The sequence below is a fragment of the Roseivivax lentus genome (assembly GCF_900156805.1).
Lineage (GTDB): Bacteria > Pseudomonadota > Alphaproteobacteria > Rhodobacterales > Rhodobacteraceae > Roseivivax > Roseivivax lentus.
Genome location: NZ_FTOQ01000002.1, coordinates 410,304 through 431,646, shown reverse-complemented (window position 1 = coordinate 431,646; position 21,343 = coordinate 410,304). Strand labels below are relative to the sequence as shown.

The following is a 21,343-nucleotide window of genomic DNA, read 5'->3' as shown; positions in this document are numbered from 1 at the left end:
GATGATGATCCTGGCACTGATCGGCAGCAGCTTTTTCGGCGGCATTGCCGCCCTGTTCGGGTTTTTCGGCCTCGAGATGGGCATCGGCGCGGCCCTCGCGCTCTATCTCGGCATCGCGTTCGGCGGCATGGCACTGGCGCTGATCGCGCAGATGGGGCGCAGCCCCGAGCCGGCGCTTGAGCCGACCCGCGCCAGCTGAGCGCAGGCGGATTTTCGCAAAATCCAAATTAGATTCTGCGCACTTCACCTGAAAATATGCAGCTCAAACGGCCGGCACACGCGCCTGTCGCATGACAACGTGCGCCCGCAACATCCCCGCACCCGCAATCCCGCAAGAAAGACCCCGGGCACCAATCGGACGGCCGGGGTTCCTGTCTTGTCCGCCATCGGCGGAAATCAGCTGAGGTAGAAGATCAGCAGGATCGGGACGATCCCGATTGCCGCGATGTTGAACAACTTGGCCGCATGCGCCGCCTTCTGAAACAGCGTGTTCTCGTCGAAGGCGGTCTTGGTGGCGAATGCCGCATAGGTCAGCGCCGATGCCTGACCGGCCTCGATCTGCTTACTCCGCTCGAGTTGGGCCTTGCTCGCCTCGTAGCGCTCAAGCATCTCGGATCGCGTCATTGTCTCTGCTCCTGTCCGTGTCTCGGTTGTTCCGCAGCCGTGACATGGCCCGCGCGCCCGGCAAGACAAGAGACATTTTCGCGCGATGCGCCCCTGTCGAAATGGCGCCGGCGTCATGAGAATTTTTCTTGCGCAGATCCCCCAGAATCGTTCAGCATCTTAACGCTACGTTACGATATCAGGCCTGCTCCTTCGACCAAGGCACAGTCAAACGATGTCAACGACCATGCCGATCTGCCGCAATCCTGCGGGCAGCCCCAGAGTGAAGAGAGAGAGACTATGGCCACCGGCACCGTCAAATGGTTCAACACCACGAAAGGCTACGGGTTCATTGCACCCGATAACGGCGGGAAGGACATTTTCGTCCATATCTCGGCGGTAGAACGGTCGGGCCTGACCGGCCTCGCCGACAACCAGAAGGTCAAGTTCGAGCTGCAGACCGGCCGTGACGGCCGCGAATCAGCGGTGGACCTTGAGTTGGCCTGATCCGGACCTGACCTGAGCGCAGGGCCCGCGCGCCCCGCATCCAACGCAGACAATGGCAGGGCGTCCGGTCAACGGGCGCCTGATTTCCGTGCGGCATCTGCTGCCGCAAGGCCGGGTCTGGCAGCCTCACTCGTCGCGGGCGGCCCGGTCCAGCAGCTCGGCTACGGACGGGCCCATATCCTGCACGATCCGTTCGACCCCATCGGCGCTGGGATGGATGCCGTCGGGCTGCATGAAGCGGGCCATGTCGCTGGGCGTGTCGCCCTCGGCGTCACGCAGCCCGGCGAAAAACTCCGGATAGAACAACGTGCCGTATTTCTCCGACAATTCGACGTAAAGCGCGTCGAAGGCCGCCTTGTAATCCGGCCCGTAATTCGACGGCGCGATCATCCCCACGAGAAGGACCGGCAGGCCGCGGTCTTCGGCCACGTCGAGGATACCGTCGAGATTGGCCCGCGCGGTCTCGGGCGAAATGCCGCGCAGCAGGTCGTTGCCGCCAAGCGCCACGATCATCGCATCGGTTTCGTCCGACAGTGACCATTCGACGCGGGAGAGCCCGCCCGCGGTCGTGTCGCCCGAAACGCCGGCATTGACCACCTGCACGTCGCGGCCCTGATCGTCGAGCCAGCCCTGCAAGGTCGGCACGAAGCCCTCGCCCTGCGGCAGCCCGTAGCCCTGCGTCAGCGAGTCGCCCAGCGCCACCAGTTCCAGCGTCTCGGCCTGTGCGGCGCCGCACAGCAGCATGAGTGCCGCACATGCGTTGATCGGGGCCCGGCGCGCCCCATATGTGAACGATCCAAACATTTCGGAACAGCGGAATTTACGCGACATGGTCAATCCTTCGGAAGCAGTGCTTTCTCTCAAAGATGTCACCCTCAGCCTTAGCGGCAATGCCGGGATGGTCGAGATCCTACATGGCATCTCCGTCGACGTTCGCAAGGGCGAGACGCTGGGCCTGGTCGGGCCCTCGGGCTCGGGGAAGTCGTCGCTGCTGATGATCGTGGGCGGGCTCGAACGCGCGACCAGCGGCTCCGTGCAGGCGCTGGGTCAGGATCTGACCGCGATGGACGAGGACCAGCTTGCGAAGTTCCGGCGCAACCACATGGGCGTCGTGTTCCAGTCCTTCCACCTGATCCCCACGATGACCGCGCTCGAGAACGTGGCGACGCCGCTGGAGCTGGCCGGCGACCGGGACGCCTTCGACAAGGCCCGCGCGGAACTCGACGCCATCGGCATCGGGCATCGCGCCGATCACTACCCCGCGCAGATGTCGGGCGGCGAGCAGCAGCGCGTGGCGCTGGCCCGCGCCGCCGCGCCCCGGCCCGAGATCCTGCTGGCCGACGAGCCCACGGGCAATCTCGACGGGGTCAACGGCGAGGCGATCATGGACATGCTCTTCGGTCTGCGCGACCGCCATGGCGCGACGCTGGTGCTGGTCACCCATGCGCCCGCGCTGGCCGATCGCTGCGACCGGGTGGTCACCCTGACCGATGGCCGCGTGAAGACCGATGCCAAGCGCAGCGCCATGACCGAGGCCGCGGAATGAGCCTGAAAACGGCGGCGATCTTCGCCCGGCGCGAACTGCGCGGCGGCCTCAAGGGCTTCCGCATCCTTCTGGCCTGCCTCGCGCTCGGCGTCGCGGCCATTGCCGGTGTGGGCTCGGTCCGCTCGGCGATCCAGGCCGGGCTCGAGGATCAGGGCGCGGTGCTTCTGGGCGGCGATGCGGAGGCGCAATTCACTTATCGCTACGCCACCGAAGAAGAACGCGCCTGGCTCGAAAGCGTGTCGACCGCGGTATCGGAAGTGGTCGATTTCCGCTCCATGGCGGTGGTCGGCGAAGGCGAGACCTCGGAGCGCGGGCTGACGCAGATCAAGGCCGTGGACGACGCCTATCCGCTTCTGGGCGAGATGGTGCTGGCGCCCGCGATGCCGCTGTCCGACGCGCTGGCCGGCGATGGCGCGGTGATGGCGCCGATCCTCGCCGACCGGCTGGGCATCGCGCCCGGCGACACGTTTAAGCTGGGCACCAAGACCTTCACCCTGTCGGCGATCATCGAGACGGAGCCCGACGATGCGGGCGGCGGTTTCGACCTGGGCCCGCGCACCATGGTGCGCACCGAAGCGCTCGACGGTGCGGGACTTCTGGAGCCGGGCACCCTGTTCGAGACCGAGTACCGCATGCTCTTGCCCGAGGAGACCAACCTCGACGCGGTGAAGCGCGAGGCCGAGGACCGCTACCGCGACGCGGGCATCCGCTGGCGCGATGCGCGCAACGGCGCGCCCGGCACCGCGCGCTTCGTCGACCGTCTGGGCGGCTTCCTGGTGCTCGTCGGCCTGTCGGGGCTCGCGGTGGGCGGCATCGGCGTCTCGGCGGCGGTGCGGGCGTATCTCTCGCGCAAGACCTCCGTCATTGCGACGCTGCGCACGCTCGGGGCCACACGGCAGACGATCTTTCTGACCTATTTCATCCAGGTGGGCGTTCTGGCGCTGCTGGGCATCGCCATCGGCCTCGTGCTGGGCGCGGGCGTGCCGATGCTGTTCGCGCCGCTCATCTCGGACGCGCTGCCGGTGCCGACGCTCTTCATGCTGCATCCCGCCCCGCTGATCGAGGCGGCGATCTACGGTGTTCTGACCGCGCTTCTCTTCACGCTCTGGCCGCTCGCCCGCACCGAGGAGGTGCGCGCCGCGACGCTCTTCCGCGACGCGCTGGACAGCGCGCGCGCCCTGCCCGCGGGCCGCTACCTGACGGCGACGGCGGCGCTTCTGCTGATCCTCGTGGCGGTGGCGATGACCTTTTCGGGCGATGCGCAGCTGACGCTCTGGACCGCGGGCGGCATCCTCGGCTCGCTCATCATCCTCGTGGGGGCGGCGTTCCTGATCCGGCTCGCCGCGAAATCCGCGACCCGGCCCGCGCGGGGACGCCCGGCGCTGCGCTGGGCGCTCGGCTCCATCAGCGGGCCGCGCGAGGAGGCGTCGTCGGTGGTGCTGTCGCTGGGCCTCGGCCTTGCGGTGCTGGCCGCCATCGGCCAGATCGACGGCAATCTGCGCGCCGCCATCGACCGCGACCTGCCCGAGGTCGCGCCCTCCTATTTCTTCGTCGACATCCAGAAGGACCAGATGGAGACCTTCCTCGACATCGTCGAGAACGACCCCTCCGTAACCCGGGTCGACAGCGCGCCGATGCTGCGCGGCGTCATCTCGGAGATCAACGGCCAGCCCGCGACCGAAGTGGCCGGCGATCACTGGGTGATCCGGGGCGACCGGGGTATCACCTATGCCGCCCAGCCCGACAGCCGCACCAGCATCGTGGCCGGCGAATGGTGGCCCGAGGATTACACCGGCCCCGCGCAGATCAGCTTCGCCGAGGAAGAGGCCCTGGAACTGGGCCTGTCGCTCGGCGACGAGATCACGGTGAACATCCTCGGCCGCGACATCACCGCGGAGATCACGTCGTTCCGGGTGGTGGATTTCTCCACCGCCGGGATCGGCTTCGTAATGACGATGAACCCGGCCTCGGTGGAAGGCGCGCCGCATACCTTCATCTCGACCGTCTATTCGGACGCCGCGAACGAGGGCCGCGTGTTGCGGGAAGTGGCCGAGGCGCTGCCCAACGTGACCGCCATCGGCGTGCGCGACGCCATCGACCGGGTGTCGGAGCTGCTCGACGGCGTGGCCGAGGCCGTGCGCTGGGGCGCCGCGGCGACGCTGGTCACGGGCTTTCTGGTGCTGATCGGCGCGGCGGCGGCGGGCGAGCAGTCGCGCACCTACGAGGCGGCCGTGCTGAAGACCCTGGGCGCCACGCGTGGGCGCATCCTGTCGAGCTTCGCCCTGCGCTCGGCGCTTCTGGGCGCCGGTGCGGGCATCGTCGCCATCGTCGCGGGGATCCTCGGCGGCTGGGCGGTCTCGCGCTTCCTGATGGAGACCTCCTATGCGGTGGTCTGGCCCTCGGCCCTGGGCATCGTCTTCGGCGGGCTCGTGGCCACGCTTCTGGCCGGGCTCTTCTTCGCCTGGCGGCCGCTCGCCGCGCGTCCGGCGCAGGTGCTGCGCGCCCGGGAGTGACTTGGCAGGGCCCGCGCCATGGCGTAGGCCCTGTCTGAGACCAGAAGGGAGAGACCGATGGCCGACACGCTGCCCATGACCGTCACCACCCTCACCCGCGCGCAGAAGCGCCAGGTGCTGAACCTCGTCCGCCGCGCCGCAAAGGCCGAGATCCTGCCGCGCTTCCGCGACCTCGCCCCGGGCGACATTGCCACCAAGACCGGGCCGCAGGACCTCGTGACCGAGGCCGACCGCGACGCCGAGGCGATGATCACGCGCGGGCTGCAGCAGATGTTTCCCTTTGCGCTCATCGTGGGGGAAGAGGCCGCCTCGGATCATCCCAAGCTCGAGCACGGGCTGGCCGACGCGGAACTGGCCTTCACCGTCGATCCGGTGGACGGCACCTGGAACTACGCCAACGGCATCGCCACCTTCGGCGTGATCGTCGCCGTGGCGCGTTACGGCGTGCCGGTCTTCGGGCTGCATTACGACCCGGTCATGGACGATTGCATCTGGGCCGATGCCGACGGCGCGGCCGAATTCGTAAAGGGTCGCCGCGCCCCCCGCCCCGTCCGCGTGTCCGAGGGCGGCGCGATCGAGGAGCTGACGGGTTTCGTCGGGCTGAAGCTTCTGCCCGAGGACAAGCAGGACGCCATGGCCGCGACTTTCCCGAAGCTCCGGCGCGCGCTGAACCTGCGCTGCGCCTGCCACGAATACCGCGTCTTCGCGCAGGGCGGCGTCGATTTCGTGCTGGCCTCGAAGCTCACGCCCTGGGATCACACCGCCGCGGCGCTGATCGCCGCGCGGGCGGGCGGGCATGTGGCGATGCTCGACGGCTCGGAATACCGGGCAGGCCAGCGCGAGGGCTACCTGCTTGCCGCGTCCAACCAGAAGACCTGGATGGCGCTGCGCGATCTGTGGTCCTTCCTTCTCGACTGAGCCGGGGCGAAATCCTGCAAGGATTTCGGAGCGGATTTCGACGCGAAATCCGCGCGCGCGCTCCGCTCCGCGCCACCCGGTTTCCGCGTTCGGAAACCGGGCCGCAATCCGCGCCGGATTGCGCGGCGCCTATTCCGCCGCTTCGGCGTAATCCTCCATCGGCGGGCAGGTGCAGACGAGGTGCCGGTCGCCGTAGACGTTGTCCACGCGGTTGACCGGCGGCCAGTACTTGTCCACCCGGAACGCGCCCGGCGGGAAGCAGCCCTGCTCGCGCGCATAGGGACGGTCCCAGTCGCGCACGAGGTCCTCCATCGTGTGCGGCGCGTGCTTCAGCGGGTTGTTCTCCGCATCCATCCGGCCCTCCTCGATGGCGCGGATCTCCTCGCGGATGGCCAGCATCGCGTCGCAGAAGCGGTCGAGCTCGGCCTTGGTCTCGCTCTCGGTGGGCTCCACCATCAGCGTGCCCGCCACCGGCCAGGACATGGTCGGCGCGTGGAAGCCGCAATCGATGAGCCGCTTGGCGATGTCGTCCACGGTGATGCCGGCCGATTTCTGGAACGGCCGCACGTCGATGATGCATTCATGCGCGACCCGGCCCGCATGGCCGCGATAGAGCACGTCGAACGCCCCTACGAGCCGCTTGGCGATGTAATTGGCGTTCAGGATCGCCACTTTCGTCGCCTGCGTGAGCCCCGCACCGCCGGTCATCTTGATATAGGCCCAAGAGATAGGCAGCAGCGAGGGCGACCCGAACGGGGCCGCCGAAACCGGCCCCGGCCCGTCGCCGCCCTTGACCGGATCGCCCGGCAGATAGGGGGCAAGATGCGCCTTCACGCCAATGGGGCCCATGCCCGGCCCGCCGCCGCCATGGGGAATGCAGAAGGTCTTGTGCAGGTTGAGATGGCTCACATCACCGCCCAGATCGCCGGGCTTCGAGAGACCCACCATGGCGTTCATATTGGCCCCGTCGATATAAACCTGCCCGCCATGTTCATGGGTGATCGCGCAGACCTCCTTCACCTCGGTCTCGAAGACACCGTGGGTCGAGGGATAGGTGATCATGGTGCCCGCGAGATCGGCGGAATGCTTCTCGGCCTTGGCGCGGAAATCCTCCAGATCGATGGAGCCCTTCTCGTCGCATTTCACCGACACGACCTTCCAGCCCACCATCTGCGCCGAGGCGGGGTTGGTGCCATGGGCATTGACCGGGATGAGGCAGACATTGCGATGCCCCTGCCCTTGCGCCTTGTGCCAGGCGGCAATGGTCAGAAGCCCCGCATATTCGCCCTGCGCGCCCGAATTGGGCTGCATCGAGATCGCGTCATAGCCGGTGATCTCGCAGAGCTTGGCGTTCAGATCGGTGATGAGCTGGGTGTAGCCCGCCGCCTGATCCTTCGGGCAATAGGGGTGCAGCATGGAAAACTCGGGCCAGGAGACCGGCATCATCTCGGCCGCGGAATTGAGCTTCATCGTGCAGGAGCCGAGTGGGATCATCGCCCGGTCGAGCGCGAGGTCCCGGTCCGCGAGACGGCGCATGTAGCGCATCATCTCGGTCTCGGCGCGGTTCATGTGGAAGACGTCGTGCTGCAGATAGGCGCTTTGGCGCAAAAGCGCCTCGGGCAGCCGGTATGCTTCCGTCTCGGCATAGCCGCGGTCGATGCCGAAGGCGCGCCAGACCGATTCGATCTTCTCCGGGCGCGTCGTCTCGTCGAGGGTGATGCCCACGCGGGTCTTGCCGACGGGCCGCAGGTTCACGCCCTCCTTGACCGCCGCCGACAGGATCCCGCGCTGGAAGAGGCCCACATCGACCGTGACCGTGTCGAAGAACTCCTCGGTCAGCACCTTGAAGCCCGCCTCGCGCAGCCCCTCGGCCAGGGTCGCGGCCTTGAGGTGGATGCGCTGCGCGATGGCCTTCAGGCCCTCGGGGCCATGAAAGACCGCGTAGAAACCGGCCATCACCGCCAGAAGCGCCTGCGCGGTGCAGACGTTCGAGGTTGCCTTCTCGCGGCGGATATGCTGCTCGCGGGTCTGCAGCGCGAGGCGATAGGCGCGGTTGCCATGGGCATCGACCGAGACGCCGACGAGCCGGCCGGGCAGCGCGCGCTTGTAGTCGTCCTTCGTGGCGATATAGGCCGCGTGCGGGCCGCCATAGCCCATGGGCACGCCGAAGCGCTGGGTCGAACCGACGGCGATATCCGCGCCCATGGCACCCGGCTCTTTCAGAAGACACAAAGCCATCGGGTCGGCCGACACAATCCCGAGCGCACCCGCCGCATGCAGCGCGGCAATGGGCTGCGAGAAGTCCTGCAAGTCGCCATAGGTGCCGGGATACTGGAAGATCGCGCCGAAGACCGCCTCCGGATCGAGGCTCTCGGGTGCGCCGACGATCACCTCGATGCCCAGGGGCTCCGCCCGGGTCTTCATCACGGCGATGTTCTGGGGGTGGCAGTTCTCGTCGACGAAGAAGGCGCGCGCCTTCGACTTCGCCACCCGCATCGCCATGGTCATGGCCTCGGCGCAGGCGGTGGCCTCGTCCAGAAGCGAGGCGTTGGCGATCTCGAGGCCGGTCAGATCCGACACCATGGTCTGGTAGTTCAAGAGCGCCTCGAGCCGGCCCTGCGAAATCTCGGGCTGGTAAGGCGTGTAGGCGGTGTACCAGGCCGGATTCTCGAGGATGTTGCGCTGGATCGCGGGCGGCGTGACGGTGCCGTGATAGCCCTGCCCGATCATCGTCGTCAGGACCTGGTTCTTCTTGGCGATCTGGCGCATCTCGAAGAGCAGCTGGCGCTCGGAGAGCGGCGCGCCGAAATCGAGCGGCGTCTCCTGGCGGATCGCCTCGGGCACGGTCTCGGCGATCAGCGCATCGAGATCGGTGACCTGCAGCGCCGCGCACATCTCGGCCATCTCGGCGGGCGAGGGGCCGATATGGCGGCGGTTGGCGAAATCATAAGGGTCGTAGTCGGTGGGGGTGAACGCCATGTCCATTCCTTTCCAGAAGGGCATGCGCGGCGCGCCGGAGGGACGCGCCACAGCCCTGCTCTTGCCTCTTTCCAAATACGCCTGTCCGCCGCAGGTCACCGGCAGCCAGGTGCCGGGGTCGCGGCGCGTCAGGCGATGAATTTCTTGTACGCCGCCTCATCCATGAAATCGTCCAGCGCGGAGGGATCCTCGATCGTCATGCGGAAGAACCAGGCATCGCCCTCGGGGTCGTCGTTGACCTTGGCGGGCTCGTCCGAAAGCGCCTCGTTCACCTCGATGATCTCGCCGTCGATGGGGGCGAGGATGTCGGAGGCCGCCTTGACGGATTCGATCACCACGACCTCGTCGTCCTTGGACACGGTCTTGGGCACATCGGGCAGTTCGACGAAGACCACGTCGCCCAGTTGCTCGGCCGCATGCGCGGTGATGCCCACGGTGACGACGCCCTCGTCGTCGATGTCGAGCCATTCATGTTCTTCGGTGTATTTCATCGGGGGGTTCCGTTTCGCTGAGACGTCTATCGTTTGAAATTCGCGGCCACGAAGGGCAGCGCGGTCACGGTGACCGGGCGGCGCTTTCCGCGCAAGTCCCCGTAAAGCACCGTGCCGGGCGCGGTCATCGCGGCGGGCACGTAGCCCATCGCCACCGGTCCGTCGACCGAGGGACCGAAGCCGCCCGAGGTGATGCGTCCGACCGGCGCCGCACCGTCCTCGGCGGCGTAAAGCTCGACCCCTTCGCGCATCGGGGCGCGGCCCTCGGGCGTGAGGCCGACGCGCATGCGCGGCGCGGCCTCGGCCAGTTCGCGCAGGATGCGCTCGGCACCGGGAAAGCCGCCCGCCCGCGCGCCGCCCGCGCGGCGCACCTTCTGGATCGCCCAACTGAGCGCCCCCTCGACCGGCGAGGTGCCGGCATCGAGGTCGTGACCGTAAAGGCAGAGCCCGGCCTCGAGCCTGAGCGAATCGCGCGCGCCAAGGCCGATCGGCTGAACGGCGTCATGCGCCAGAAGGCGGCGCGCGAAGGCGTCCGCGGCCTCGGCGGGCAGCGAGATCTCGTACCCGTCCTCGCCGGTATAGCCCGAGCGGGAGACCCAGATCTCCACCCCGTCCACAACCACGTCGCGCACATCCATGAAGCGCATCTCGGCGACCTCGGGCGCAAGGTCCGCCAGCACCGTCTCGGCGGCGGGGCCCTGCAGCGCCAGCAGCGCCCGCCCGGTGATGTGCTTGACCACGACGCCCGGCTCCAGCCCCGCGCGCAGCCGCGCGACATCGGCCTCCTTGCAGGCGGCGTTGACCACGAGGAACAGATGATCGCCCTTGTTGGCGATCATCAGGTCGTCCTCGATCCCGCCCGCCTCGTTGGTGAAAAAGCCGTAGCGCTGCCGCCCCTCGGGCAGGTCCGCCACATCCTGCGGCACCAGCGCCTCGAGCGCCCGGGCCGCGTCCTTCTTGCGGGACAACAGGATCACCTGGCCCATATGGCTCACGTCGAAAAGACCGGCCTCATTGCGGGTATGCAGATGCTCCTTCATCACGCCGAGGGGGTATTGCACCGGCATGGCGTAGCCCGCGAATTCGACCATCTTCGCGCCGAGTTCGAGATGCAGGTCGTAAAGCGGGGTCTTCAGATGCCCCTCTTCGGTGCGCGGGACAGTATCCGCCGCGACCGCATCGGCGCCCGAGCAGCCCGGCGCATGCCCGCCATCCGGGCCGTGGGCCATGCCGCAGCCGCATTCCTGGCGCTGCCACTCATCGTAATCGCTTGCGTCGCGCTCTGGCACGGCGTCCCTCCGTTGCACGCGGCGCGGGGCGCTGGCCCCGACCGCCATCAGCGGCGGACATGCTGCCCGCCAGGAACGCCCCCTCTGTCCCGGTGCCTGAGATCGTTATCCCTTCGGCGGGCGGGTTCGGCTCATGCCTTGCCGCCACTCTCCAGAGTGTCTGGCCGCGACGGTCCTGAGGCCTGAGAGTTTCCGGGGCGGTTGCTCCTTCGGCACCGGCGATTCCGCCGGTTCTCCCATCGCTGCGCGTTCGGTTTACTCAAGCGCTGCAGGCCGTGCAAGCGGTGCCGGCGTGTCGAGACCGAAGACCTTCGACAACGGCGCATTATCGAGCACCAGATCGTCGAGAGTGACCTCGTCGAGGGCGGCATAGAACGCCTCGGCGGCGTTCGTCAGCGCATTGCGCAGCCGGCAGGCATCGACGAGCGGACAGGTATTGGTCTCCGCCACGAAGCATTCCGCGAGCGGCGCTTTCGCCTCGAAGGCGCGAAAGAGCGGCCCGAGGGGGATCTTGTCGGGCGTCCGCGCGAGCTTCAGCCCGCCATGCCGTCCGCGCCGGGTTTCCAGATAGCCCAGCTGCGCCAGCTGGTTGACGATCTGTCCCAGATGGTGTTCGGACGAATTGCACGCCCTTGCGATCTGGGCCTTGGTCACGAGGTGCGACGAGTGCACCGCGCAATACATCAAGACTCGTGTCGCGATGTTTGTACGCTTGGTTACGCGCATCGGTCCGCCTCCCGAACGACGCCTATTGGTCTTGCACACCTGCCTGTTGAGGGGCGACAGGTTATTGATTTTTGTCACCATGCCCGCAAATAGGTCCAAATGACCACACCTTTTTTCTTTGGCTACGGGTCGCTCGTGAACCAGCGGACCCATGGAAACCGCCCCGCGCACCTCGCGACGGCGCGGGGTTGGCATCGTGCCTGGGTCGCGGTGGAGGCGCATCCGCTGGCGGTCCTGACCGCCGTGCGCGCCCCGGGCGCCGAGATCGACGGGCTGATCGCGGCGGTGCCCGGACATGACTGGGCGGCGCTCGATGCGCGCGAGGCGGAGTATGACCGGATCGAGGCGACGACGGAAATCGCCCACCCGGTCGATGCGCTGCATTCCATCGCGATCTATTCGGTGCCCGAGACCCGGCGCGCCCTGCCCCGGCCCGACAAGCCCATCCTGCTGAGCTATCTCGACGTGGTGCTTCAGGGATATCTGGACACGTTCGGCGAGGCCGGCGCGCTGCGCTTTTTCGAGACGACCGAGAATTGGGACGCGCCCATCCTCGACGACCGCGCTTCGCCCCGCTATCCGCGGGCGCAGACGCTGTCGGGCGACGAACTGGCGTGGATCGATGCGGAGCTAAAGGGCCGCGGTCTGAAGGTCGGGCGGGACTGAGGCCGGGTCGGGCGGCGCTTGCCGCATTGCCGCGGATCATGGGCCCGGGCCGATGCCGCGCGATGTGTGAGCGCGGCCATCCCCGGGTGTGACCCGGGGGCTGGTGCCTGGCTCAGGCCGGGTCCACGGCCACTCGGCCGCGCCTCCCCGCCCTCACATGGATTTCGCGCGCACCACCTGCATCAGCGGCATCACGTCGGCCATTTCGGGCCCGCGATCCATGCCCGTGACCGCGCGGCGGAGCGGCATGAACAGCCCCTTGCCCTTGCGCCCGGTCTTTTCCTTGACCGCCTGGGTCCAGGTGGCCCAGGTCTCGGCGTCGTAGGGCGGGTCGGGCAGCAGCGACATCGCCTCGGCCACGAATTCCGCATCCTCGGGCTCGATCTTCGGATCGCCGCCCTTGGAAAACAGCTCCCACCAGCCCTTGAGGTCGTGCCGCGTGGTGATGTTGTCGCGCGCCACCTGCCAGAAGAGCGGCGCCTTGTCGTCGGGCACGCCCAGGGCCCGGATGTCGTCGGCCATGGCCTCGTAGGGCAGGCCGTGCAGCTTGCGCGCGGTCAGGGGATAGAGGTCGTTCACGTCGAATTTCGTCGGCGCGGAGCCGAACTGCGACAGCGCGAACCCCTCGGCGATCTCGTCGAGCGTCAGGCGCAATTCCACCGGCTGAGAGGAGCCGAGCCGCGCCATCAGCGACAGCAGGGCCTCGGGTTCGATCCCCGCCTCGCGCAGGTCCTTGAGCGCCAGCGTACCCAGCCGCTTCGACAGGCTTTCGCCCTGCGGCCCGGTCAGCAGCGAGTGATGCGCGAAGACCGGGTGGCCCGCGCCAAGCGCCGCCATGATCTGGATCTGTGTGGCGGTATTGGTGACGTGGTCGGAGCCGCGCACCACATGGGTCACGCCGAATTCGACGTCATCCACGACCGAGGCCAGCGTGTAGAGGAACTGCCCGTCCGCCTTGATGAGCACCGGGTCCGACACCGAGGCCGCGTCGATCGAGATGGGCCCGAGGATGCCGTCCTCCCACTCGATCCGCTCCTGGTCGAGCTTGAAGCGCCAGTGCCCCTGCCCGCGCTCGGCGCGCAGCTTGTCCTTCTCGGCGTCCGAGAGATTGAGCGCCGCGCGGTCATAGACCGGGGGCTTTCCCATGTTCATCTGCTTCTTGCGCTTGAGGTCGAGCTCGGTCGGCGTCTCGAAGGCCTCGTAGAAGCGCCCGATCTCGCGCAGCTTGTCGGCGGCCTCGTGGTACTTGTCCAGCCGTTCGGACTGCCGTTCGACCCGGTCCCAGCCGAGGCCCAGCCATTCGAGATCGCGCTTGATCCCGTCCACGTATTCCTCTTTCGAGCGTTCGGGATCGGTGTCGTCGATGCGCAGGATGAAGGTGCCGCCTGCCTGCTTCGCGATGAGCCAGTTCATCAGCGCGGTGCGCAGGTTGCCCACGTGGATATGGCCGGTGGGCGACGGGGCGAAGCGGGTGATGGTCATCGGATCTGTCCTCGATCTGGCCGTGGATCTGGCGGTGTCGCGCGGTCTTTCACAAAGGCCCCGACTTGTCCATATCGCCCCCTTGCACCCGGCCCCGCGACGGGCGAGCCTGCGCGCGCAGACCTTCCCGCCGGAGCCTTCATGCGCGCCTTCATCGCCCTGCCCATCCCGCCATCGGATGCCGAGGTCCTGGAGGCCATGGGCGACCGGCTCGACGTCGGTCGGGCCGTGCCGTCCGAGAATGCGCATCTGACGCTGGTCTTCCTCGGCGACCTGCCCGAGGCCGATCTGCGCGAGGCCGCCGATGCGCTCGAGACGCTGGCGCCGCCCGCCTTTTCCTTCGACCTCGCGGGGATCGCGAGTTTCGGCACGGCGCTCGCGCTCGAGGCGCAGGGCGGTGCCCCCCTTGCCGATCTGCAGGCGCGGGTGAAATCGCGGCTGGTGGGCGCGGGGATCACGCTGGAGCGCCGCCGTTTCCGCCCGCACGTGACCTTCGCGCGGCTTCCGCCGCGGCTGACGCTGGAGGACGAGGCCAAGCTCGGCCGGTTCCTCGCGCGGGAAAACACCATGGCGATCCGCGCCATCCCGGCCCGGGAAGTCGTGCTTTACGAGTCGATCCTGACCCGGGACGGCGCGGTCTACGAGCCGCTGGCGGAGTTCGCCCTGTCGTGACCGGGCGCGCGATCACCTTGGCGGACATGGAGGCGATGGCGCGGGCCACGATCGCCGCCCTGCCCGCGCCTTTCGCCGCCGGCGCGTCGGGCATCGTGCTGCGCGTCGAGGAGTGGCCCGACGAGGACATGCTGCGCGATCTGGGCATCGACGATCCGCTGGAACTGACCGGGCTCTATGACGGCATCCCCATGACGGAGAAAAGCTTTTCCGATCCCGCGCCCTGGCCCGACACGGTGTGGCTCTTCCGCAGACCCATCCTCGCGGAATGGCGCGACCGGGGCGACGTGGAGATCGCCGATCTGGTCGCGCATGTGACGGTGCACGAGCTGGCGCATCATTTCGGCTGGTCGGACGAGGATATCGCGGTGATCGACCGCTGGTGGGAGTGAGGCCCGGGTTTGAGGCGCCTTGCGCGGAGGCTCGGCGACACCTGTCAGCGGGTCTCGTTTCCCAAAGCGACCGCGGCTCCGAACGCCCGGAGCGCGGCATCGAGGCTGCATGCAGCCGCCGCGCTGCTGCGCCTGCCCGCCCCGGTGCGCTGGCGCTTCGTCACGGCGAGCAAGACGGTCCTTCTGCGTGGCGGCAGCGCGACGATACAGCGCCCGGGTTCCGGCGGTGCTGCGCCGTCCCGCGGGCAGATGCATAAGGCGGAGCGACCGCGGAAGGGCGTCTTGCGATGAAGGACTCTGCTGTTTAGCAGCAGACCCACGGGCCGGGTTGAAACCGGCTCAGGCTCCGTTCGCCCGCGCCGCTGAGATCGCCTCCCACAATGCGCGCGCCGTCGCCGCCGTGTCGAACTGGCTTTGCGCACGACGCTGTGCGGCCTTGCGGATAAGCGCACGCAGAGCCGCATCCGCGCAAAGCCTGCGCGCCGCGTCCGCGATGGCATCCACATCCTGTTGCGGCACCAGAAGTCCGTCGACGCCGTCCTCGATCATGTCCGCCGTGCCGCCGATCCGCGAGCAGATGACCGGCAGGCCCGCCGCCATCGCCTCCATCACCGCGACCGGGGCGGCCTCGCCATGGCCGAAGCTCGTCAGCACGAAAACGTCGGATTGCCCGAGCGCCGCGCGCACCGCATCCTGCGACAGCGGGCCCGCCATCTCGACGTGATCGCCCAGCGACAGCCGCGCGATCTCGGCACGGATCGCGGGCTCGGCCTCGCCCGATCCGGCGATCACGTATTGGACGTTTTGTCCCTCGTCGATCAGGCGGCGCAGCGCCTCGAGGAAGTAGCCGTGCCCCTTGACCGGGGCGAGCCGCGAGATCGACAGGAAGCGCAGCGGCGCGCCTTGGGGCCGGGTCGGGCGGACGCCTGCGAAACGCGCGGTATCGACGCCCATGGTGATGACCGGGACGTCCCGCCCCGGCGCCACCGCCAGCACCTCGTCGCGCAGGGCCCGCGTGACGGTGGTGACGAGGGACGCATCGGCGAATTTCGCCGCGTGATCCGTGCCGTAGACGTCGAGATTGCCGTGCACGGTCACGGAATAGGACGGCCCGCCCATCCGCCGGGCCAGCGCGCCCAGATGCGCGGCATCGGCGCAGGAATGGAAGTGGATGTGATCGACGCCCGCGGCCTCGGCGGCACTGCAGAGATCCGCTGCCGAGGGCAGCAGCGCCGCGACCTTTGCACGGCCCTTGGCGCCGGCCCCGGTCACCTTGCGCAAATAACCGAGCGCGCGGACCATGCCCGCCGGGTGCCGCGCCGCCCAGCGCGCGACGGCGCTTGCGCGCGGCGGGAAGACGTAGCGGGTCTCGGCACGGGCGATGTCGCCGAAGGCGTGCGGGCAGTCTTCGGGCCGGGGTCTGCGCGAGGAAAACAGCCGGACCTCGACGCCCTGCGCGCGCAGCGCCGCGACCTCGCGCCAGAAGAACGCGTGGGTCTGGGTCGGAAAGGCGGGCACGAAATAGCCCAGGGCGCGCGGTCGGATCATGTGCTGTCTCTGCCCGGACTTTGGGCCGAGATCATGGCCGATGCGCGGCCTGCGCCGAATGCGCGGCGCGTCCGTGTCCGAACCGCCACGCGGCGCGCTCAGCCGTCCCGCCGCCCGTCCCGCCAGCGGTTCACGATGGGATACCGCCGGTCGAGCCAGAAGGCGCGTTCGGTCAGACGGGTGCCGGGCGCGGATTGGAAGCGCTTGTATTCGCTGATGTAAATCAGGTGCTCCACCCGCACGGCGTCGGCGCGGTCATAGCCCGCCGCGACGCAATCCGCGATCGAGCCCTCGTCGTCGACGAGGATCTCGAGGATGCCGTCGAGCACCGGGTAATCGGGCAGCGAATCGTTGTCTTTCTGGTCCGCGCGCAGCTCCGCCGACGGCGGCTTGGTGATGATCCGGTCGGGGATGACTTCGCCCTCGGGGCCCTTCATCCAGGGCCGGTGATTGGCGTTGCGCCAGCGGCAGGTCTCGAAGACGCGGGTCTTGTAGAGATCCTTGATCGGATTGTAGCCGCCGTTCATGTCGCCGTAGATCGTGGCGTAGCCCACCGCGACCTCGGACTTGTTGCCGGTGGTCAGGAGCATCTCGCCGAACTTGTTGGACAGCGCCATCAGCAGCAGGCCGCGCAGGCGGGACTGGATGTTCTCTTCGGTCACGTCCTCGTCCCGGCCCTCGAACAAGGGCGCCAGCGTCTCGGTGATCGCATCGCGCCCCGGCGTGATCGGCACGAAATCGTAGCGGCAGCCCAGCGCCTTCGCCACGGCCTTGGCATCCTCGAGCGAATGCTCGGAGGTGTATTCCGAGGGCAGCATGACGCAGCGCACGTTCTCGGGGCCCAGCGCATCGGCGGCGATGGCCGCGACGATGGCCGAATCGATGCCGCCCGAGAGGCCCAGCAGCGCCTTTCTGAAGCCGGTCTTGCGCATGTAGTCGCGCAGGCTCTCGACCATGGCGCGGTAATCCTGTTCCCAATCGTCGGGATGGCGGGCCACGGTGCCGGGATCGGCGCGCCAGCCCTCGGGCGTCCGGGTCAGCGTCACATGGGCGATCTCCTCGTCGAAGACCGGCAGCTTCACGGCCATCCGGCCGCCCGGATTGACGATGAAGGAGCCGCCGTCGAAGACCTGGTCGTCCTGGCCGCCCACCATGTTGAGATAGATCACCGGCAGGCCCGTCTCGACCGTGCGGGCGATCATGTGGTTGAGCCGCACGTCGAACTTGCCGCGATGGTAGGGCGAGCCGTTGGGCACCAGCAGGAAATCAGCGCCCGTCTCTTCCAGCGTCTCGGCGACATCCTCGTACCAGGCATCTTCGCAGATCGGGCTGCCGATCCGCGCCGCGCCCACCGCGTAGGGCCCGGTGACAGGCCCCGAGGCGTAAAGCCGCACCTCGTCGAAGACCGTGTCGTTGGGCAGGTGGTGTTTCAGCACCGAGGTGCGCACCGCGCCGCCCTGAAGGATCAGGTAGGCGTTGAACAGCTCCGTGCCTTCGAGCCAGGGCGATCCGATGGCGATGGCCGGGCCGTCGGCGCATTCCGCGGCCAGCGCGTGCACCTCGTCCATCGCGGCGGCGTGAAAGGCCGGGCGGCGCACGAGGTCCTGCGTGTTGTAGCCGGTGATGAACATCTCCGGAAAGGCCACGAGGTCGCTGCCGGCCGCGCGGGCCGCCTCCCAGGCCGCACGCGCCTGCGCCCGGTTGCCGGCAAGGTCGCCGACCGTCGGATTGAGTTGCGCGAGCGTCAGTCGGAATTGGTCCGCCATGAAGTCTCAGCCCCTTGCTACATTTCGTGCCCACATAGCAGATGCGGCCCCGAGGGGAAGCCGCTGCCCGCGCGCATCCATGCCGAGCCGGCCGTCTTGCGGCCAAAAGACATTGTATCGCTTGGCCCCGTTGACTAATTTCGGGGCAACAGCCCGCATGATGCGGCCGAACGGGCGGGATTGAGCAGAATGACACAGAACAGCCGGACAACCTTCCTGCGCGCGGGCCTTCTGGCCCTGTGCCTCGGCGTTCCGGGGGCCGCACTGGCGCAGGATGGCGAGGTCATCTCGAAGCAATACGACGATGGCGGCGTCTACGAGGGCACCTTCAAGGACGGGCTGCAGCACGGCACCGGGACCTACACCCTGCCCAATGGCTACGAATATACCGGCGAATGGGTCGAGGGCGAGATTCGCGGCCAGGGCGTCGCGCGTTTTCCCAACGGGTCGATCTACGAGGGCGAGTTCGAGGCCGGCAAGCCCGACGGCGTGGGCCGCATCGTCTTCGCCGATGGCGGCACCTACGAGGGCACCTGGAAGGACGGCAAGATCACCGGCCAGGGCATCGCGGTCTATGCCAACGGCGTGCGCTACGAAGGCTCGTTCCGCAACGCGCTGCATCACGGGCGCGGCACGATGACCTCGCCCGGCGGCTATGTCTACGAAGGCGACTGGGTGAACGGCACCAAGGAAGGCCGCGGCACCATCACCTATCCCGACGGCTCGACCTATGAGGGCCGCGTCGCGGACGGGCAGCGGGACGGCGAAGGCACGCTCGTGATGACCGACGGGCTGATCTACGAGGGCATGTGGGATGACGGCCAGATCGACGGGGTCGGCAAGCTGACCCAGCCAAACGGCGACATCTACGAGGGCGAGCTGGTGGCGGGCCGCCGCGAGGGCCAGGGCAAGGTGACCTACGCAAACGGCGATGTCTACGAAGGCGCCTTCGTCGCCGATCAGCGCGAGGGCCAGGGCACCTTCCGCGGCGCGGACGGCTATGTCTATACCGGCAACTGGGCCGCGGGCGAAATCGAGGGCGCGGGCCGCGTCACCTATCCCGACGGGTCGGTCTATGAAGGCCAGTTCCGCGGCGATCTGGCCAATGGCGAGGGCAAGATCACCTATCCCGACGGCTCCACCTACGCGGGCGACTGGGTCGACGGCGTGATCGAGGGCGAGGGCCGCGCGGTCTATGCCAACGGGCTCGTCTATGAAGGCGGGTTCCGCAACGCCAAGAACCACGGGCTCGGCACCATGACCTATCCCGACGGCTATCGCTACGAGGGCGAATGGGTCGAGGGCGAACGCGAGGGCCAGGGCACCGCGACCTATCCCGACGGCACGGTCTATACCGGGGCGTTCCTCGACGGGCAGCGGCACGGGACGGGCAAGATCGTAATGCCCGACGGGTTCACCTATGAGGGCGAGTGGGTCGCGGGCGAGATCGAGGGCACCGGCATCGCGACCTATGCCAATGGCGATGTCTACGAGGGCACCTTTATCGGCGGCAAGCGGCAGGGCAGCGGCACCATGCGCTACGCCACCGGCGAACAGGCGCGCGGCGAATGGATCAACGGTGCGCTGGCCGAGGGCGAGGCGACCGCCACGCCCGAGGACGGCGATGCCGAAACGCCCGAGACCCCGGAGACCCCCGTCGCGCCCGAGAACTGAGCGCGGAACCCCGATCGTCGCTGCGGCGTTCTCCTGCCACATAAAGGATAGCGATCATGGGCTATGCGACCGGAGACCGCGTCGAATGGGATTGGGGCGACGGCACCGCCTCGGGTGAGATCGTGGAGCGTTTCACCCAAGACGTGACCCGCACGATCAAGGGCACCGAAGTCAGCCGGAATGCCTCGGTCGACGAGCCCGCCTTCATGATCGAACAGGAGGACGGCACGTCGGTGCTGAAATCCGTCACCGAGATCAGGAGGGCGTGAGCGCGCTGAAATGCGTGGCCCCTGCCCCGTCTGCCGTGCCTAGATAGTCCCGGCGCGCCCCATCGGCGCGCTAGGGAGGGCCGGATGCCAACGGAAAAGATCGCCTTCGAGGGGCCGTCGGGCGCCACATTGGCCGGAAGGCTCGACCTGCCGGACGGGCCGCATCTGGCCACGGCGCTCTTCGCCCATTGTTTCACCTGCGGCAAGGACATCGCCGCCGCCCGGCGCATCGCGGCGCGGCTTGCCGCCGAAGGCATCGCCGTCCTGCGGTTCGATTTCACCGGGCTCGGCCATTCGGGCGGCGAGTTCGAACACACCTCGTTTACCTCGAATGTCGGCGATCTGGTGGCCGCCGCGGGCGTTCTGGCGGCGCGCGGCATGGGACCCCAGCTTCTGATCGGCCATTCGCTGGGCGGGGCCGCGGTGCTGAAGGCCGCGCCCGAAATCGCCTCGGCCCGCGCGGTCGCCACCATCGGCGCACCCTTCGATCCGGGCCACGTGACGCATAATTTCTCCGACGCGCTGGAGCGGATCGAGGAAGCGGGCGCGGCGGAGGTCGATCTTGGCGGGCGGCCCTTCCGCATCGGGCGCGACTTCGTCCGCGACGTCGCCGCAACCGAGCTCGCCCCGATCATCGGCCAGCTGAAGCGCGCCCTTCTCGTGATGCACGCGCCGCGCGACGCGCAGGTCGGGATCGAGAACGCGACCGCCATCTTCACGGCCGCCAAACACCCCAAGAGCTTCGTGACGCTGGACGAGGCCGATCACCTCATCACCCGGCCCGATGATGCGGAATATGCCGCAGGCCTCATTGCCGTCTGGGCCGCGCGCTATCTCGACCTCGCGCCGCCGCCGCCCCCCGAAAACGCGCCCGAAGGCATCGTCCGGGTTTCGGAATGCGATCCCGGCGGGTTCCTGCAGGACATCCAGGTGGGGCCGCACCACGTCACCGCCGACGAGCCCAAATCGGTCGGCGGCACGGATCAGGGGCTGACGCCCTATAACCTGCTCTGCGCGGCGCTCGGGGCCTGCACGTCGATGACGATCCGGATGTATGCGCGGCGCAAGGGGCTGGCGCTGCGCCACGTGGAGGTCGACGTGCATCACGACAAGGTTCACGCAGAGGATGCCGATGCCGATGCGGGCGGTGCGGCGCGCAAGGTCGACACCTTCTTCCGCAGCATCCGGCTGGAGGGCGATCTCGATGCGGCGACGCGCGACAGGCTTCTGGAGATCGCGGATAAATGCCCGGTCCACCGGACGCTGGAGCAAAGCTCGGCAGTGGTGACGGAGCTTGTCTAG

At 68.1% G+C, this 21,343-nt stretch carries 20 protein-coding genes and 2 riboswitches; of the genes, 11 read left to right on the top strand and 9 right to left on the bottom strand.

Annotated elements, in window-relative coordinates; translation table 11 throughout:
- Positions 1 to 4 precede the first annotated feature (4 nt).
- Positions 5 to 199: a hypothetical protein gene (locus BW990_RS05680; RefSeq protein ID WP_143526086.1), complete on the top strand. Its 195-nt coding sequence runs from the start codon at positions 5 to 7 to the stop codon at positions 197 to 199.
- Positions 200 to 396: 197 nt separating this feature from the next.
- On the opposite strand, the gene BW990_RS05675 is transcribed toward BW990_RS05680, so the two are convergent.
- A complete protein-coding gene (locus BW990_RS05675; RefSeq protein ID WP_076445858.1) occupies positions 397 to 624 on the bottom strand; it encodes a hypothetical protein in 228 nt (75 codons plus the stop codon).
- 279 nt (positions 625 to 903) lie between these two features.
- Here BW990_RS05675 and BW990_RS05670 point away from each other — a divergent pair, with 279 nt between their 5' ends.
- Positions 904 to 1,110 carry a cold-shock protein gene (locus tag BW990_RS05670; protein ID WP_076445856.1) on the top strand — a complete coding sequence of 69 codons (207 nt, stop codon included), beginning with the start codon at positions 904 to 906 and terminating at the stop codon, positions 1,108 to 1,110.
- A 126-nt stretch (positions 1,111 to 1,236) separates the two neighbouring features.
- Here BW990_RS05670 and BW990_RS05665 read toward each other — a convergent pair whose 3' ends face one another.
- Entirely contained in the window at positions 1,237 to 1,854 is a 618-nt protein-coding gene (locus BW990_RS05665) for an arylesterase (protein ID WP_234990168.1), read from the bottom strand.
- 154 nt (positions 1,855 to 2,008) lie between these two features.
- Between BW990_RS05665 and BW990_RS05660 the strand changes: the two genes are divergently transcribed.
- The 3 genes from BW990_RS05660 to BW990_RS05650 are packed head-to-tail and all read left to right on the top strand — an operon-like array spanning position 2,009 to position 6,087.
- On the top strand, positions 2,009 to 2,656 hold the full coding sequence (locus BW990_RS05660) for an ABC transporter ATP-binding protein (RefSeq protein ID WP_234990167.1): 648 nt from the start codon (positions 2,009 to 2,011) through the stop codon (positions 2,654 to 2,656).
- Positions 2,653 to 5,169, top strand: coding sequence for an ABC transporter permease (locus tag BW990_RS05655; RefSeq protein WP_076445850.1), 2,517 nt, complete (start codon positions 2,653 to 2,655; stop codon positions 5,167 to 5,169). Before BW990_RS05660 ends, BW990_RS05655 begins: the two co-directional genes overlap by 4 nt.
- 57 nt (positions 5,170 to 5,226) lie before the next feature.
- Positions 5,227 to 6,087 carry an inositol monophosphatase family protein gene (locus BW990_RS05650; protein ID WP_076445848.1) on the top strand — a complete coding sequence of 287 codons (861 nt, stop codon included), beginning with the start codon at positions 5,227 to 5,229 and terminating at the stop codon, positions 6,085 to 6,087.
- Positions 6,088 to 6,216: 129 nt separating this feature from the next.
- On the opposite strand, the gene gcvP is transcribed toward BW990_RS05650, so the two are convergent.
- The 4 genes from gcvP to BW990_RS05630 form a co-directional block, all read right to left on the bottom strand.
- Complete coding sequence (gene gcvP, locus BW990_RS05645; RefSeq protein WP_076445846.1) at positions 6,217 to 9,066, bottom strand: aminomethyl-transferring glycine dehydrogenase; 2,850 nt, start codon at positions 9,064 to 9,066, stop codon at positions 6,217 to 6,219.
- Positions 9,067 to 9,194: 128 nt separating this feature from the next.
- A complete protein-coding gene (gene gcvH, locus BW990_RS05640) occupies positions 9,195 to 9,557 on the bottom strand; it encodes a glycine cleavage system protein GcvH (RefSeq protein ID WP_076445844.1) in 363 nt (120 codons plus the stop codon).
- 26 nt (positions 9,558 to 9,583) lie between these two features.
- Positions 9,584 to 10,846 carry a glycine cleavage system aminomethyltransferase GcvT gene (gene gcvT, locus BW990_RS05635; protein ID WP_268794325.1) on the bottom strand — a complete coding sequence of 421 codons (1,263 nt, stop codon included), beginning with the start codon at positions 10,844 to 10,846 and terminating at the stop codon, positions 9,584 to 9,586.
- A gap of 80 nt (positions 10,847 to 10,926) precedes the next feature.
- Positions 10,927 to 11,005, bottom strand: a riboswitch (glycine riboswitch).
- Between the two features lies 1 nt (position 11,006).
- A riboswitch (glycine riboswitch) is annotated at positions 11,007 to 11,095 on the bottom strand.
- Between the two features lie 6 nt (positions 11,096 to 11,101).
- Complete coding sequence (locus BW990_RS05630) at positions 11,102 to 11,572, bottom strand: RrF2 family transcriptional regulator (protein WP_076445842.1); 471 nt, start codon at positions 11,570 to 11,572, stop codon at positions 11,102 to 11,104.
- 99 nt (positions 11,573 to 11,671) lie between these two features.
- Between BW990_RS05630 and BW990_RS05625 the strand changes: the two genes are divergently transcribed.
- Positions 11,672 to 12,238: a gamma-glutamylcyclotransferase family protein gene (locus BW990_RS05625; RefSeq protein ID WP_076445840.1), complete on the top strand. Its 567-nt coding sequence runs from the start codon at positions 11,672 to 11,674 to the stop codon at positions 12,236 to 12,238.
- 153 nt (positions 12,239 to 12,391) lie between these two features.
- Here BW990_RS05625 and gltX read toward each other — a convergent pair whose 3' ends face one another.
- The gene (gene gltX, locus BW990_RS05620) at positions 12,392 to 13,720 is read right to left on the bottom strand and encodes a glutamate--tRNA ligase (RefSeq protein ID WP_076445839.1); all 1,329 of its coding nucleotides are present in this window, start codon (positions 13,718 to 13,720) and stop codon (positions 12,392 to 12,394) included.
- A gap of 141 nt (positions 13,721 to 13,861) precedes the next feature.
- Here gltX and thpR point away from each other — a divergent pair, with 141 nt between their 5' ends.
- Positions 13,862 to 14,392 (top strand): RNA 2',3'-cyclic phosphodiesterase, encoded by a 531-nt coding sequence (thpR, locus tag BW990_RS05615; protein ID WP_076445837.1) that lies wholly within the window; start codon positions 13,862 to 13,864, stop codon positions 14,390 to 14,392.
- 26 nt (positions 14,393 to 14,418) lie between these two features.
- Positions 14,419 to 14,784, top strand: coding sequence for a metallopeptidase family protein (locus tag BW990_RS05610; RefSeq protein ID WP_076446367.1), 366 nt, complete (start codon positions 14,419 to 14,421; stop codon positions 14,782 to 14,784).
- 339 nt (positions 14,785 to 15,123) lie between these two features.
- Here BW990_RS05610 and BW990_RS05605 read toward each other — a convergent pair whose 3' ends face one another.
- Together BW990_RS05605 and BW990_RS05600 are read right to left on the bottom strand one after the other, a co-directional pair.
- Positions 15,124 to 16,332 carry a glycosyltransferase family 4 protein gene (locus BW990_RS05605; RefSeq protein ID WP_076445836.1) on the bottom strand — a complete coding sequence of 403 codons (1,209 nt, stop codon included), beginning with the start codon at positions 16,330 to 16,332 and terminating at the stop codon, positions 15,124 to 15,126.
- A gap of 98 nt (positions 16,333 to 16,430) precedes the next feature.
- Positions 16,431 to 18,098, bottom strand: a complete 1,668-nt coding sequence (locus tag BW990_RS05600; RefSeq protein WP_076445834.1) for an NAD+ synthase — start codon at positions 18,096 to 18,098, stop codon at positions 16,431 to 16,433.
- A 189-nt stretch (positions 18,099 to 18,287) separates the two neighbouring features.
- Here BW990_RS05600 and BW990_RS05595 point away from each other — a divergent pair, with 189 nt between their 5' ends.
- From BW990_RS05595 to BW990_RS05585, 3 genes are all read left to right on the top strand, one after another.
- Positions 18,288 to 19,772, top strand: a complete 1,485-nt coding sequence (locus tag BW990_RS05595; protein ID WP_076445833.1) for an MORN repeat-containing protein — start codon at positions 18,288 to 18,290, stop codon at positions 19,770 to 19,772.
- A gap of 56 nt (positions 19,773 to 19,828) precedes the next feature.
- The gene (locus tag BW990_RS05590) at positions 19,829 to 20,041 is read left to right on the top strand and encodes a hypervirulence associated TUDOR domain-containing protein (protein WP_200798020.1); all 213 of its coding nucleotides are present in this window, start codon (positions 19,829 to 19,831) and stop codon (positions 20,039 to 20,041) included.
- Between the two features lie 84 nt (positions 20,042 to 20,125).
- Positions 20,126 to 21,343 carry a bifunctional alpha/beta hydrolase/OsmC family protein gene (locus BW990_RS05585; RefSeq protein WP_076445829.1) on the top strand — a complete coding sequence of 406 codons (1,218 nt, stop codon included), beginning with the start codon at positions 20,126 to 20,128 and terminating at the stop codon, positions 21,341 to 21,343.